5 protein-coding genes and 2 pseudogenes are annotated in these 14,968 nt (G+C 74.6%); all 7 read right to left on the reverse strand.

The genetic code is table 11. The annotated features are described in order from the left end of the window. Positions 1 to 17: 17 nt before the first annotated feature. On the reverse strand, positions 18 to 3,377 hold the full coding sequence (locus T398_RS21740) for an amino acid adenylation domain-containing protein (protein WP_496449542.1): 3,360 nt from the start codon (positions 3,375 to 3,377) through the stop codon (positions 18 to 20). Next, a complete protein-coding gene (locus T398_RS21745) occupies positions 3,374 to 4,108 on the reverse strand; it encodes a DUF6875 domain-containing protein (RefSeq protein WP_496449544.1) in 735 nt (244 codons plus the stop codon). The genes T398_RS21740 and T398_RS21745 overlap by 4 nt, the downstream gene beginning before the upstream one ends. A gap of 5 nt (positions 4,109 to 4,113) precedes the next feature. Further along, positions 4,114 to 5,469 carry an FAD-dependent oxidoreductase gene (locus T398_RS21750; protein WP_496449545.1) on the reverse strand — a complete coding sequence of 452 codons (1,356 nt, stop codon included), beginning with the start codon at positions 5,467 to 5,469 and terminating at the stop codon, positions 4,114 to 4,116. Next, positions 5,466 to 8,720 carry a non-ribosomal peptide synthetase gene (locus tag T398_RS21755; RefSeq protein WP_496449546.1) on the reverse strand — a complete coding sequence of 1,085 codons (3,255 nt, stop codon included), beginning with the start codon at positions 8,718 to 8,720 and terminating at the stop codon, positions 5,466 to 5,468. Before T398_RS21755 ends, T398_RS21750 begins: the two co-directional genes overlap by 4 nt. Next, positions 8,717 to 9,235, reverse strand: a complete 519-nt coding sequence (locus T398_RS21760; protein WP_496449587.1) for a lantibiotic dehydratase — start codon at positions 9,233 to 9,235, stop codon at positions 8,717 to 8,719. The genes T398_RS21755 and T398_RS21760 overlap by 4 nt, the downstream gene beginning before the upstream one ends. A gap of 303 nt (positions 9,236 to 9,538) precedes the next feature. After that, positions 9,539 to 13,204, reverse strand: a pseudogene (locus T398_RS21765) (amino acid adenylation domain-containing protein); the annotation flags it as partial. A 267-nt stretch (positions 13,205 to 13,471) separates the two neighbouring features. Beyond that, a pseudogene (locus T398_RS21770) lies at positions 13,472 to 14,569 on the reverse strand (condensation domain-containing protein); the annotation flags it as partial. Positions 14,570 to 14,968: the final 399 nt, after the last annotated feature.

The raw sequence follows: 14,968 nt of genomic DNA on the forward strand, positions 1-14,968 counted from the left end.
CTCCCGGTCGGCGCCGGTCACTCCTGGCCACCCAGCAGCGCCCGCAGTTCCTCGTCGGAGAGGTCGGCCACCTCGTGCCGGAGGGCGGCGACGGCGTCGACCTGACCGGCGACCGGTTCGGTGGCGCGCAGCACGCCGGCCAGCGCGGCGATCGTCGGTGCCTCGAAGAGGACCCGGATTGGCACCTCCATCTCCAGCGCGGCGCCGATCCGGCTCAGCGCCTGCGCGCCGAGCAGCGAATGCCCACCGAGGCGGAAGAAGTCGTCGTGCACGCCGATCCCCTCGACCCGCAGCACCTCCGCCCAGATCCCGGCGAGCACCTTCTCCAGCGCGTCGCGGGGGGCGACCCGCGCCGCTCGCCGGTCGGTCCACCGGACGGCGGGAAGGGCACTCCGGTCGACCTTGCCGTTGCCGTTGAGGGGCAACGCGGCCAGCGGCACCAGGGCGGCGGGCAGCATATACTCGGGCAGCCGGCCGGCGAGTCCGGGTCGGACCCGGTCGGCGAGGGACTCCGGGTCGACGCCGGGCGCGGGCACGGCGTACGCCACCAGTCGGGTGTCGCCGTCGCCACCGGCCCAGGTGCTGACCACCGCGTCCGCGACCAGGTCGTGGCTGCGCAGCAGGGCCTCGATCTCGCCCAGCTCGATCCGGAAACCCCGCACCTTGACCTGGTGATCGACGCGGCCGAGGAATTCCAGCCGGCCGTCGGCGCGTTGCCGGGCCAGGTCACCGGTGGCGTAGAGCCGGGCGCCCGGCTGGTCGGCGAACGGGTCGGGAACGAACCGGCCGGCGGTCAGGCCGGGCCGGCCGTGGTATCCCCGGACCACCCCGGAACCACCGATGTGGACCTCGCCCACCACGCCCACCGGCACCGGCTGGCAGGCGTCGTCGAGCAGGTAGATGCGGGTGTTGGCGATCGGCGCGCCGAGGTCCACCGCGGCCGGGGCGGGTGGCACGACGGTGGCCGCGGACCAGACGGTGGTCTCGGTGGGCCCGTAGCAGTTCCACAGCGTCGCGCCGTCGGACAGCAGGGCGTCGGCGAGGTCCCGGGGCAGGGCCTCACCGCCACAGAGTCGAGTCCGCAACGCCGTCGGTACGCCGCCGGAGGCCAGCAGCAGCCGCCAGGTCGCCGGGGTCGCCTGCATGGCGGTGATCCCCGCGTCGGTCAGGCGACGGCGCAGCGCCGGGCCGTCGCCCACCTCGTCGGCACCGACGACCAGCAGCGGAACGTCCAGCAGCAGCGGCACCAGCAGCTCCAGCACCGAGATGTCGAACGACAGGGTGGTGACCGCGGCGAACCGGTCCCCGGGCGTCAGGTCCAGGTCGTCGTGGAAGGAGGCGACGAGGTTGGTCACGCAGCGGTGCGGGACCGCCACCCCCTTCGGCCGGCCGGTCGAGCCGGAGGTGTAGATGAGGTACGCCAGCCCGTCCGGGTGCGACGGCACCGTCGGGATCGGTTCGTCGGGGGCCGGATCATCCGTGTCGTCGTCGAGGAGCACCGTCACCGAGCCGTCCAGCACCGCGCCGAGGCGCGCGCGGACCGCCCGTTGCGTGAGGACGACGCGGGTGCCGGAGTCGGCGAGCATGTAGCGCAGTCGCTCCGGGGGAAGGCCGGGGTCCAGCGGCAGGTAGCCGGCCCCGGCCCGCCAGACGCCGAGCACGGCCGCGACCATGTCGACGCCGCGGTCCAGGCAGATGCCGACCGGGGTGTCCGGGGCGACACCGGCGCCGAGCAGCCGGCGGGCGATCTGTCCTGCCCGCCGGTGCAGCCCGGCCCGGTCCACCTGCCCGTCCTCGCCGATGACGGCCGGCCGGTCGCCGGGGTCGGTGGGGTCGGTGGGGTCGGTGGGGTCGGTGGGGTCGGTGGGGTCGGTGGGGTCGGTGGCGAGCAGGTCCAGGACGGTGGCGGCCGGCGGTGCGCCCCGGTCCGTCTGGCTCCACTCGACCACGGCACGCCACCGCTCCACCCCGCTCAGCAGCGGGATCCGGGCCAGGGCGAGATCCGGGTCGGCGACCCCCGCCTCCAGCAGCGTGCCCAGGTGCCGGGCCAGGCGGTCGATCGTGGACGCGTCGAACAGGTCGGTGTCGTACTCCAGTGCCAGCCGCAGGGTGCCGGCGGAGGCCGTCTCGGCGACCAGGGTGAGATCGAACTTGGCGGTGCCGCTGTCGACCTCCAAGGAGGCGACGGTGCAGCCGGTGAGCCGGAAGGCGGTGTTCGGGGCGTTCTGCAGGATGAACTGGGCCTGGAAGACCGGCGCGTGGGACATGCTGCGGTCGGGTTGCAGTTCCTCGACCACCCTCTCGAAGGGCACCTCCGCGTTGCCGAGGCCGACCAGGGTGGCCTCCCGCACCCGCGCGACGAGTTGCCGCAGGGACGGGCGGTCGGCGGACGACACCCGCAGCGCGAGAGTGTTCACGAAGAACCCGGCCAGCCGCTCCAGGTCGGGGTGCTCCCGGCCGGCGACCGGAGTGCCGACCACGATGTCGTCCTGCCCGCTGTGTCGGGACAGGACGGCCTGGAAGGCGGCGAGCAGGGTCATGAACAAGGTGACCCCGTTGTCCCGGTTGAACTCCTCGACGCGCGCGGTGACCGACGCCGGGACGGTGAAGTAGTGACAGGCGCCCCGGTATGAGCGGACGGTCGGGCGGGGCCGGTCGGTGGGGAGACTGAGCAGGGCCGGCGCCCCGCGCAGGTGTTCCACCCAGTAGTCGAGTTGCCGGCGCAGGGCGTCGCCGGCCAGCCGGTCGCGCTGCCAGGCGGCGAAGTCGGCGTACTGGGTGGGCAGGTCGGGCAGGTGGGCGGGGGTGCCGGTCGACACGGCGGCGTACGCGACCTCCAACTCCCCGAAGAGCACCCCGATCGACCAGGCGTCGAAGACGATGTGGTGGACGCAGAACGCCACGTGGTGTCGGTCCGCCCCGGTCCGGACCACCTGCACCCGCATCAGCGGGCCCCCGGCCAGGTCGAACGGCTGCCCGGACTGTTCCCAGACGAGCCGGGTGGCCTCGGCGTCGCGCCGATCCGCCGGGAGGCCGGTCAGGTCGACCTCGGTGAGGTCCACCTCGCCGGTGGGCCGGACCACCTGCACCGGTTCCCCGCCGGACTCGTCGAACGTGGTGCGCAGCGCCCCGTGCCGGTTGACGATCGTGGTCAGCGCGGTGCGCAGCGCCGCGACATCCAGCGGGCCGTGCACCCGGTAGGCGACCGGAATGTTGTAGACCGGCACCCCGCCGGTGAGCCGGTCCAGGAACCACAACCGCTGCTGGCCGAAGGAGGCCGGGTGGCTGCGGGCCGCCCGGGCCCGTTCGGTGAGCAGTCTGGCCAGCAGGGCCCGCTTGCCGCCGGCGGCGGACGCGGTGGAGTCGGCGGTCGTCATCGAACCCCCTGGTTCGTGGTGTCGTGCAGAATCGGGACGTCGGTGGAATTTCCGGGTATCGGAAGGCCGTGCCGCTGGGCCGCCACCGCGACCTGCCGGCGCAGCGACGCCGGGCCGTGCTGCCCGAAGTGCCGCAGGTAGCCGGCGAGGGTCACCGGGTCATCGGCGAGGAACGGCAGGTCACTGGCGACCATGTGCCGGACCACCAGCATCGGCACCGGGCCGCGCAGCGGCCGGAACGCGGTGTTCCACAGGCCGCCCTTGGCCGGCGGGCCGTCGTGGAACTCGCCGAGCATCAACCCCTGCTCGGTGTAGTCCGGCTTGAGCCGCGCCTGCGTCCGGTCCACGGCGTCCCGGGCCACGTCGGGCGGGAGGTCGGGGAGGGTGAGCAGGATCGTCTTGAACTGGGCGGGTAGTCCGGCAAGCGGTTCCAGACGGCGGAACCAGTCCCGGTAGACGGCGAGCACCTCGTCCAGGCCGGCCTCGTCGACGGTGTCCCCCCGGTGCACCGCCAGATAGAACGTGTCCCGGTCCAGGGAGCCCTGGGCGAAGGGACAAACCGGGCCCTTGCGGCCCAGTTCCGGGTGCGGTTCGCAGAGGTACTCGCGGGCCCAGTCGACCACCGCCCGCAACTGGTCGACGATCCCGGTCAGCAGCGGGTGCAACGGCTCAGCGTGCAGGTCGGGATCGGTGAAGAGGATCTGCTCGGGGAAGTGCGGCTGGGTCAACAACCCACTCACCGCCCGGCGGACCGGCGCCGGCCCGCGCGCAGCGCGGTGGCGGCGAGAGCGGCAGCCAGGACGAGACCGGCACCGGCGCCCCGCAGGATGCGGTCCTGCCGGTCGGCCCGGGCCAACGCGTCGGCGTACGGGGCGGTGGTGTGCGCGACCATCGCGTACAGCGGCACCCACCGACCCGGCAGCAGCCGGGCGAGGGTCCGGTCGGCGGCGGCGGAGATCGTGTACCCGAGCCGGTGCACCCGGCCCCGCAGGTCCTCGAAGTTCGCCGTGGAGAGGTCGGCGAGCACGTCGGTGTGCGGCTTGCGGGCCGCCTCGAACGCGGCGAGCGCGGAGGCCCGGTCGGGGTGCTCGGCGAGGCAGCGGTCGAGGACCGCGCAGTCCTCGAAGGCCGAGTTCATGCCCTGTCCGTAGAACGGGTAGACGGCGTGGGCGGCGTCACCGATCAACACCACCCGGTCGGCGTGCCGCCAGGGGGCGGTGCGGACGGTCACCAGGTGGCCGACGGGGTGGTCGGCCACCTGGCGGGCCAGGTCGGGCATCAGGTCCTCCACGTCGGGGAAGTGCCGGCGGAAGAAGTCCCCCACCGCCGTCGGGGTGTCGAGGGCGGCAAAGCTCACCGGCCCCTCGTGGGCCATGAAGAGCGAGCAGGTCAGCGAGCCGTCCCGGTTGGGGTGGGCGACCATCAGCGCCTCGTGGCCGGGCCAGACGTGCAGGGCTTCCAGCCGTACCCGGGGGCGGCCGTCGTCGCCGACCGGGATCGTCAGCTCCTTGTAGCCCCAGGGGAGGAACTCCTGGGCGTAGTCGGCGCGGAGGCCGTGCTGCATCTGTTGCCGGACGGCGGAGAAGACCCCGTCCGCGCCGACGACCAGGTCGGCGCGGACCGTGGCCGGGTCGCCGCCACCGGTCGGCGCGACCCGCACCGTGGCGGTCTCCCGGTCCAGGTGCACCATCCGGCTGCCGAAGTGGAACCGGACACCCGGTTCGGCCTCGGCGGCGTCCACCACCCGCGAGATCAGTTCCTCGCGGAGCACCGAGTGGAGGATCTCGTGCTCGCGCACCCCGTAGGGCTGGAAGCGGACGGCGCCCTCCGGCGAGTGCACCACCCGGCCGCGCATCGGCACGCTCTGCTTGAGCACGTCGTCGAGGAGACCCACCCCGTCCAGCGCCCGCATGCCCCGGGCGGACAGCCCCAGGTTTATCGATCGCCCACCCGGGCCGGCAAGTGCCGAGCGGGGGTCGGGACGTCGCTCGTGGACCCGCACCTCGTAGCCCCGACGGGCGAGGTGCAGGGCGGCGAGGGAACCGGCCAGACCGGCCCCGACGACGACCACACGTTCTCTGCGCTCGGTCACGCGCCCTCCTCGGCGATCAGGGTGTCCAGGAGTTCGTCGACCTCGCTGTCGGAGAGGTCGTCGAGCGAGGCGAGTAGGTCCTGCGGCGTCGGGCCGGCCGGGCCGATCCGATCCGGCCCGGCGGGGGTCCCCGCGGTGTTGCCGACCTCGACGGCGAGTTCGGCGACGGTGGGCGCGGCGAAGAGGCTGCGCAGCGCCAGGTCGACGCCGAAGGTGGCACGGATGCGGGCGATCAGCCGGGTCGCGGTGAGCGAGTGGCCGCCGAGGGCGAAGAAGTTGTCGTGCACGCCGACCTCGGTGCGGCCGAGCACGTCGCGCCAGAGCCCGACGAGCTGCTCCTCGGTGCGGGTGCGGGGTGCGGTCGGCCCGTTGCCGGTGGTTTCCCGCCAGGTCGGCTCGGGCAGCACCCGCCGGTCCAGTTTGCCGCTCGTAGTGCGGGGCAGCGCGCCGAGCAGGACCAGGGTCGCCGGCACCATGTAGTCGGGCAGCCGACGGGCCAGGTCGGCCCGGACCGCCGGCCAGATCGACGCCGCCTCGGCGACGGGCGGATCGGTGACCGCGTAGGCGGCGATCCGCACGTCGGCCCCCGCGCCCCAGGTGGTCACTGCGGCCTCCCGGACGGCCGGATGGTCGCACAGCGCCGCCTCGATCTCGCCCAGTTCGATCCGGAATCCCCGGACCTTGACCTGCTGGTCGGCGCGGCCCAGGTAGTCGAGTCGTCCGTCGGGCAGCCGGCGGGCCAGATCGCCGGTGGCGTAGAGCCGGCCGCCGGGGCGCGGGCCGAACGGGTCGGGCCGGAACCGGGCGGCGGTGGGGCCGGGGCGGCCGTGGTAGCCGCGCGCCACCCCGGCGCCGCCGACGTGGATCTCTCCGACCACGCCCTCGGGGACCGGCTCGCCCGCGGGGTCGAGCAGGTGGATCCGGGTGTTGGCGACCGGGCCGCCCAGGTCGACCGGGCCGGAGTCGCCGACCGGGCCGACCGAGGAGTAGACGGTGGTCTCCGACGGACCGTATCCGTTGACCACCCGGGCGCCGTCGACGCGCAGCGCGTCGGCCAGGTCGCGGGGCAGCGCCTCGCCGCCGCTGATCCGCAGGCGAACCCCCGCCGGTACGCCGGCCGACGTGACCACCATCCGCCACGTCGCCGGCGTGGCCTGCAGCACCGTGACGCCCCGGTCGACGCAGGCGGCGCGGAGCGCGGCGGCGTCCCGCGCGGTCTCCGCGTCGAGGACCTCGATCCGGGCCCCGGCCAGCAACGGCAGCACCAGCTCGACCAGCGAAATGTCGAAGGCCGGGGTGGTGATCGCCGCGACCCGGTCGGCGGCGGTGAGCCCGAACAGCCGGTGGCAGCCGAGGAGGAGGTTGACCACCGCGCGATGGCTGACCGCCACGCCCTTGGGCACTCCGGTGGAGCCGGAGGTGTAGAGCAGGTAGGCGAGCCCGTCCGGGTGGCCGGTGACCGGCGGCGGGTCGCTCGACGGGCCGGTCGGGTCGAGCTGGTCGACGCGGAGCACCACCGGGGTGGTGCCGGCCGTCGCGACGGCGTCGGCGACGAGGGCCGCCCCGGCGGCGTCGGTGAGAAGCACCGGCGGGGCCGCGTCGGCGAGCATGCCGGCGAGCCGGGCCGGCGGCAGCGTCGGGTCCAGCGGCAGGTATCCCCCGCCGGCCCGCCAGACGGCGAGGAGCGCCGCCACCAGTTCGGTGCCCCGACCCACACAGATCCCGACCGCCACGTCCGGGCCGACACCGTGGGCGCGCAACCGGTGGGCGAGGCGATTGGCGCGGGCGGTTAGGTCGTGGTGGCGCAGGGACCCGTCCGGGCCGGCGACCGCGACCGCGTCCGGATCGGCCGGCGGAAACCGGTCGAGCAGTTCGCCGACTCCGGCCACCTCGGGCAGCGGCAGCTCGGTGTCGTTGCCGTCGCGCAGGATCCGCTCGCGTTCGGCGGGGTCGAGCAGGGGCAACTCGCCGACGGGTGTGCCGGGCCGGTCGAGGGCGGCGGTGAGCAGGGTGAGGTACCGCTGTGCGAGGTGGCGGATCCGGATCTCGTCGTAGAGGTCGGTGCGGTAGGTGATCCGACCGCGCAGCCCGGCCGGGCGGTCCTCCACGGTGAGCGTCAGGTCGAACTTGACCGTGCCGTTCTCCCAGAGGCGGGGGGCGATCCGCAGCCCGGCCGAGGTGACGTCCGGGGTTGGCTCGTCGAGGGCGAACATCACCTGCGCCACCGGGGAGTGGGCGAGACTGCGGGTGGGGGCGAGCCGATCCACGATCCGGTCGTAGGGGACGTCCTGGCGGGCCTGCGCGGCGGTGGCCGAGGCGCGGGCCCGCGCGTGGACGCCCGCGAAGGACGGTTGGTCGGCGAAACCGGCCCGCAGGGCGAGGGTGTTGGCGAAGAAGCCCACCACGTCCCGGGTCTCGGGCCGGGTCCGCCCGGACACCGGGACCGCCACCAGCAGTTCGTCGGCGCCGGTGACCCGGTGCAGGAGGATCTGGAAGCCGGCCAGGAGCCGGGTGAAGAGGGTGCCGTCCCGGCCGGCCCGCAGCCGCCGGGTCAGCTCGTCCGGCACGTCGAAGACCACCTCGGCCCCGGCGTCGGACTGCTCGGCCGGGCGGGGCCGGTCGGCGGGCAGGTCGAGCAGGGTGGGCGCGCCGGCCAGTTCGGCGTGCCAGAAGTCCACGTCGGCGTCGAACGCGCCCCGGTCGGCCTCCTCCCGTTGCCAGACCGCGAAGTCCGCGTACTGCACCTCGAGTGCGGGCAGGGCGGGGCGGGCGCCGGCCACCGCCGCCGCGTAGCCGGTGGCCAGCTCGCGGAAGAGGATCCCGAACGACCAGCCGTCGGCGACGCCGTGGTGCACCACGACGACGAGCACGTGCGCCCCGGCGTCCCGGCGGACCAGGCCGAATCGGGCCAGCGGGCCGGTCGCCAGGTCGAACGGCTCCCGGGCGGCGACATCGACCAGATCCCGCCAGGCCCCACCGGGACCGGCGTCGACCACCGGCAGGTGAACCGGCGCGGCCGGGACGATCACCTGGGCGGGTTCCCCGTCGACCGCGGTGAAGTGGGTGCGCAGGGTCTCGTGCCGCTCGACCAGCCAGCTGAGGGTGGCCTCCAGCGCGGGCACGTCGAGTTGTCCGGTCAGCTCGACCGCCCAGGCGATGTGGTAGGTCACCGCCCCCGGGGTCATCTGGTCGAGCATCCACAGTCGACGCTGGGTGAACGACGACGGCAGGATATAGGTTTCGGTGTTCATACCCCCGCCTGGTTACGGTGTGGAGGGGCCGGCCGCCGGTCGGCGGCCGGGGTCTCGGGGCCGGTTGACGCGGCGTCGACGGCTCCGGGCGTACGCGTGTCGACGGCGACGAGCCGCAGTTCCGCGGTGTGGCGCTGCCCCTGGGCGTCGGTCAGCCAGGCGTGTTCCGGGCCGGGCAGCATCTCGCTGCACCGCAGCGTGGCCGCCGGGTCGTCGGCGACGGTACGACGGACCGCGCGGGCGAGGACGTCCACCGAGGCGAGGCTGGCGAGGTCCAGGTGGAACGGTTTCGCCTCCACCGGGGTCTTCACGAAGAGGTGCCGGGGCAACCCGTGCTCCTGCTGCCACCGCCGGAGCCGGCGGAACCGCTCGCCCTCGTCGGTCAGCGTGGCGAGGTCCAGTTCCGCCGCGGCGAAACGCCAGCTCTCCCGGGCCAGCACCACCCGGTCGACGGTGATCCGGGGCTGGTGGTCGGCGGGGCGGCGAAGGTCGAAGCGCTGCACCAGGTGCAGCATCAGCGGCTCGGCGAGCACCTCGGCCAGCGGCAGCCGGTAGCGTCCGTCCCGGCTGCTCACGGTCAGCACGCCGTCGACCGGGCCGAGGACGCAGTCACCGATCGGCAGCGACGTGGCCGGGTCGAGGCCGCAGCTGTCATGGCCGAAGACCAGCCGGACGTCCCGGTCGGTGACGAGCGCGTCGGCCAGCCGGGACGATGCGCCACCCACCTCCCCGGTCGCGGCGAGGGCGATCCGGCCGTGCGGCAGGTCGGCGGTGGTCGCCGCCCGCAGTTCCTGCGGCGCGGGGTGCTGGCCGACGAAGAGCGCCGCGCGGAGCGTGTTCACCCCCGGGTGCACCTCGCCGACCACCCAGTGGAAGTCGCCGCTGGCGACCGCCTCCGGCCCGGCGGCGGCGAGAAGCACGTCCGGGCTGTGCTGGTACGCGCCGACCCAGCCCGGCCGGGGCGCGGCGAACGCGGTGGCGACCCGCTGCCGAAGCTCGTCCGAGGTGGCGGTGATCCGGTGGTCGACCGGGTCGGGCAGGATCCGCGCCCAGCGGTCCTGCAATCCCCGCACGACCGGGGCGATCAATTTCTCCGGCGGGTCGAAGAGCAGGTCGTTGACCCAGAGCCAGAAGTCGGCGAACGGAACCGTCGCCGCGCCGGTGCGGGCGACCAGTTCCCGGTACCGCTGCGTCGCGGCCCGCCGGAACAGCGCCGCCCCGGCGGAGGTGAACCAGCGGGCACTCTCCAACAGCAGGCTCAGCGCCGGCCAGAGGGTCGCGGTGAGGTCGGTGGAGAGGGTCACGTCGGTGCCCGAGGCGCACTCCTCGTAGACCAGGGTCCGCCCGGCGTACACCATGCCGGCCCGGCGGTTGGGCGACTGACCGGTGAGGGCACTGAACCGCTCCTCCAACGCCTCGACCGCCGCGCCCAGCCGGTCGGCGTCCCCGGCCGCCGCGGCGACCGCGTCCCGGGCCCGGTCCAACTCGTCGAGGGCGGCCAGCGCCGGTTCGCGTACCGCCGGGTCGGTGACGGCCGCGAGGCGGGCGCGCAGGGCGCGTTCCGGGTGCAGGTCCTCCCTCGGCACCTCCAGCGACCAGGTGATCCGGCGGGCGTCCCGAAGTTCCGCGAGCAGCCGGTGGACCTGGTCGGCGTCGGTGATCCCGCTGCTCGGGTCGGCGACCAGTTCGGCGGTGATCGCTCCGGCCGGTCGGGTGCCGTCACAGGCACGCAGAAGTCGGGCGGTCACCGGGGCGAGAGGCACCGGTGCGGTCAGCGGCACGTGCAACTCGTCGCCGACGAGGGCGAGGAAGGGCATCCGCCGGGGCACCAACCAGGGGCGCAGCCCCGGGTCGCGGGTGGTGAGCGCCTCGGCCGTCTCGACGATCGCCCAGTTCTCGAAGTGGACGGTCCGGCTGGCGAGCGCCGCGGGTCCGTGCCGGACGGTCAGCGCGGGCACGCCGTCGTCGATCCGGGCCCACCCGACCGGGCCGAAGAAACCGATGGTGTCGTTCTTTGCGCAGTACCGCTGGAGGTAGGTGGCGACGAGCGCCTCGTGCTGCCGGTGCCGCGAGTCGGTGGCACCAGGAGCGGCGGCGCGGAGGGGGTCCACCCCGGTGCGCAGCGCATGCCGGTTCTGCCAGGTCACGGCGGCCCGGAAGAGCGGATCGGTGGCGGCGGCACGCAACGCCGCGGTGCGTCGCGCGCCGGCGTCGCCGTAGACCTGCCGGTAGGCGGCGAGCGCGGCCTCCCGCGCGGAGTGGGCGACCCGCAGGGCGGTGTCAGCCCGGAGCAGCGCGCCCCCGCCGACCGTGGCGGCCTCCGGCGGCAGCGGGTCCGGCGGGCCGTCCCGGCGCACCTGCCGGACCGCCCGGTTCCACCGGGCGCGCTCGCCGGGTGGGCTGGCCGTGCGGGCCCGGCGCAGCGCCTCGGCGAGGTCCCGGCGGGCCTCGGTGAGCCGCTGTTCGGCGGCCAGCACCGCGTCGGCGGCCCGGACCAGTTCCAGGTCACCGAGGGCGGTCAGCGTCCGCAGCGGGAAGCCGGCCGCGCGCAGGCCTACCCAGCGCCACAGCGCCCAGGGCCCGTCGGCCGGCCGGACCAGGTGCGACCGGGTGAGGTCGACGGCCGGGTCGGTGGGTGACGACCGGTAACCGGCCCGATCCCGGCGGGTCACCCCGGGGCTCGCCGGTCGCACCCCGGTGGCCCGCTTGCCGAGCAGCCCGGCCAGCCCGGCGAGGGTCGGGTGGTCGTAGACGACCCGCACCGGCAGTTCGACGCCGAACTGGTCGGCGACGACGAAGGTCAGCCGGGTGGCGAGCAGCGAGTTCCCGCCCAGCACGAAGAAGTCGTCGTCCGGGGTGGACGGGGCGGTGCCGAGCAGGTCGGCCCAGAGGGCGGCCAGGCGCACCTGGACCGGGTCGGTCAGGTCAGCGACCGGATGGGCCGCCGGCTGGTCCGGCAGGGGCAGTGCCCGCCGGTCGATCTTGCCGTTGCGGGTCAGCGGCAGGGTCGGCAGGACCAGGTGGGCGGCCGGCCGGAGGTGGACCGGAAGCCGGTCAGCCGCGTACCGGGCCAGGTCCTGCGGAGTCGGGGCCGTTACGCCGGGGCGGGAGGTCAGGTACGCCAGCAGCCGGCGCCGCTCTCCCTCCCCGTCGACCAGGACGGCTGCCTCGGAGACGGCGGGGTGGGTCCGCAGCACCGCGGCGACCTCTCCCGGCTCGACCCGGAAGCCGCGGATCTTCACCTGCTCGTCGATGCGGCCGAGGAAGTCGAGAGTGCCGTCCGGCCGCCATCGGACCCGGTCACCGGTGCGGTACATCCGGGCACCAGGACGGGGGTCGAACGGGTCGGGGACGAACGCCGCGGCCGTCGCCGCCGGATGTCCGAGGTAGCCCCGGGCGACTCCTGCGCCGCCGGTGTGGAGTTCACCGGGCACGCCGACCGGCACCGGCCGGCCCGCCGGGTCGAGGACGTACACCGTGGTGCGGGGCACCGGCCGACCGATCGGCACCGGGTCCGGCACGGCCGCCGGGTCGGTCATCGGGTGCACGCAGGTGAAGGTGGTGTTCTCGGTTGGTCCGTACCCGTTGACCAGGACCGCACCGCCACGAACCCGCAGGGCCCGGCGGACCGCCTCCGGGGCGAGCACGTCCCCGCCAGCGAGGAGTTGCCCGACGTCGGCGAGGCAGTCCGGGTCGAACTCCACCAGTTGGTGGAAGAGCCCGGCGGTCAACCAGAGCACGGTGATCTTCTCCCGGCGGAGCAACCGGGCCAGCTCGACGAGGTCCGGCGTACCGGGCGGGGCGACCACGAGCCGCGCACCGGAGGTCAGGGCACCCCAGATCTCCAGGGTGGCCGCGTCGAAGGCGGCCGGGGCGAGGTGAAGGACCGTCTCGGCCGGACCCAGTCGCAGGTAGCCGGGCCGGTGAACCAGGCGAACCACGGCGGAGTGGGTGACGGCGACACCCTTCGGGGTGCCGGTCGAACCGGAGGTGAAGCTGACGTAGGCGAGCCCGGCGGGGTGCGGTCGCCGTACCGCGACGCCCGCCGGCGTGCCGGCGTCGGGGTCGTCCAGGCGGAACAGCCGGGTCGCGCCGGGCACCTCGGCGGTGGCCAGCACCGGCGGATCCCCGGCGGCGGCGAGCAGCTGCCGGGTCCGCGCCGGCGGGTCGGTGGGGTCGAGTGGCAGGTATCCGCCACCGGCCCTGAGCACGGCGAGAAGGGTGACGACCAGCTCCACCGAGCGGGGCAGGGCCACCGCCACCGGCTCGTCCCGGCGTACCCCCCAGGCGACGAGACGACGGGCGAGGGCGTCGGCCCGGCCGGCCAACTCCCGGTAAGTGAGGCTGACCCCGTCGGCGCCGACCACCGCCACCGCCTCGGGTTGCCGCCGGACCACGGCGGCGACGAGGTCCGGCACGGTCGCGTCCACCGGGTACGCCCCGGACGGCACCGGATCGCCGACGGCGCGGAAGCCGGCCAGCATGGCCCGGTCGGCGGCGTCGAGCAGGGGCAGCGCGGCGACCGGCCGGTCGAGCCCGTCGGCCAGTCCGGTGAGGATCACCGCGAAGTGACGCAGCACCGCCTCCGCGCCGGCCCCGCTGAGCCGGCGTCGGTCGTGGTAGAGCAGGGCCTTCAGCACCGGTTCGCCGTAGACGCAGAGGGTGACCGTCGGACCCGGGTGCCGGTGGACGCGGGCGACCCGAGCACCCCAGTCGGGCACCGTACGGCTCAGCGTGGTCTGCAGGTCGCGGCGCTCGTACATGAGGAGGGAGTCGAAGATCGGGATGCTGGCCGGCACTCCGCTCCACTGCTGGATCCGGGGCAGGGGGGCGAGCTGGTGCGGGCGGATCTCGTCGACCTGCCGGCGCACGTCGAGAAGCCAGTCCCGGACCGGCCGACGCGGGTCGACGTCGGTACGCAACGGCACCGTATTGATCAGCAGGCCGAGCATCTCGTCGGCGCCGTCCACGGTGGCTCTCCGGCAGCTGCGGGTGTGACCGAAGACGACCTCGGTGAGTCCGGTGTGGCGGTGCAGCAGCATGGACCAGGCCGCGGTGACCAGCGTGCCGACCGGGACGCCGACGGTCCGGGCCGCCTCGTGGACGGCCGCGGTGGCCTCCGGGGTGAACGTCCGGACCCATTCGCCGACCGTGTCCACCCCGCGGGGCAGGTCGACCGGCGCCCGGTCCTGCGGCACCGGGGTCGGCAGGGGCACGCCGGCCAGCCGGCGGGTCCAGAAGCGCTGGTCTCCGGTGAGCGGGCGCCGCGCGGCCCAGACCGCGTAGTCGCGGAACGGTCGTCGCCCCGGCGGGTCGTACGGCCGACCGGTCCGGAGCGCGTCGTGGTCGGTGAAGACCTCGCCGAGCAGCATGTGCACCGACCGTCCATCGAGGATGGCGTGGTGCAGGGTGACCGCCAGGGTGTGCCGGTCCGGCCCATGGGTGAGCAGGGCGACCCGGGCGAGTGGGGCGATCGAGGGGTCGAAGCCGGCGGCGCGGTCGTCGGCGAGGAATCGGGCGAGCCGCTCGGCGTGGCCGGTGGACGGAGCAGCGGACCAGTCGTGGTGCGCCACCGGCAGGGTCACCGCCGGGCGGACCTCCTGCGCGAGGTCGCCGTTCGGGGACCAGACGAAGGCGGTACGCAGCACCGGGTGGCGCGCGACGGCGTGTTGCCAGGCGGTTCGCATGGCGGTCGGGTCCAGCGGCACGGGCCAGTCGACGGCCACCTGGAGGATGTCGACACCCGAGCGGGGCTGGTGTTCCCGGGTGAACAGCATGCCGGGCTGCAACGTCACCGTGTCGTAGCGGCTGTCCGGATCGACGGCGGCATCGAAGGGCGTTGCCGGCACATTGACTCCTTCGTGTCCGGCACACCGGACATAAAAACCTCTGGACCAGTCGGTAAGCAGGGAGGATCGAATTCCCGGCGCCCTGTTGCCGCAATATGCGGAATTAACTGGGCCGGGAATAACTCACCAAAAATTACGAGAGCGATTCGGGTCTGTCAACCGGTCGGAATGTCCGGTCCGAACCGCCGACGGGTGGCCTGCATCCGATGAACTATTCGGATATTTCCGAGGCAATGGTGAATCGACTCCCGCCCCCACCGATAGCCAGATCAGTGGGCAGAAGGTTGTGTCTTCCGCCGACACCTCCACCGATCCCGCAGCGACGACACCCGGTCGCGCGGCTGACCAGGACACCGGCGCGCAGGAGGGCGCGTCGCCCCTCGGAGGAGACAGGCGGCG

The organism is Salinispora goodfellowii, assembly GCF_059570675.1.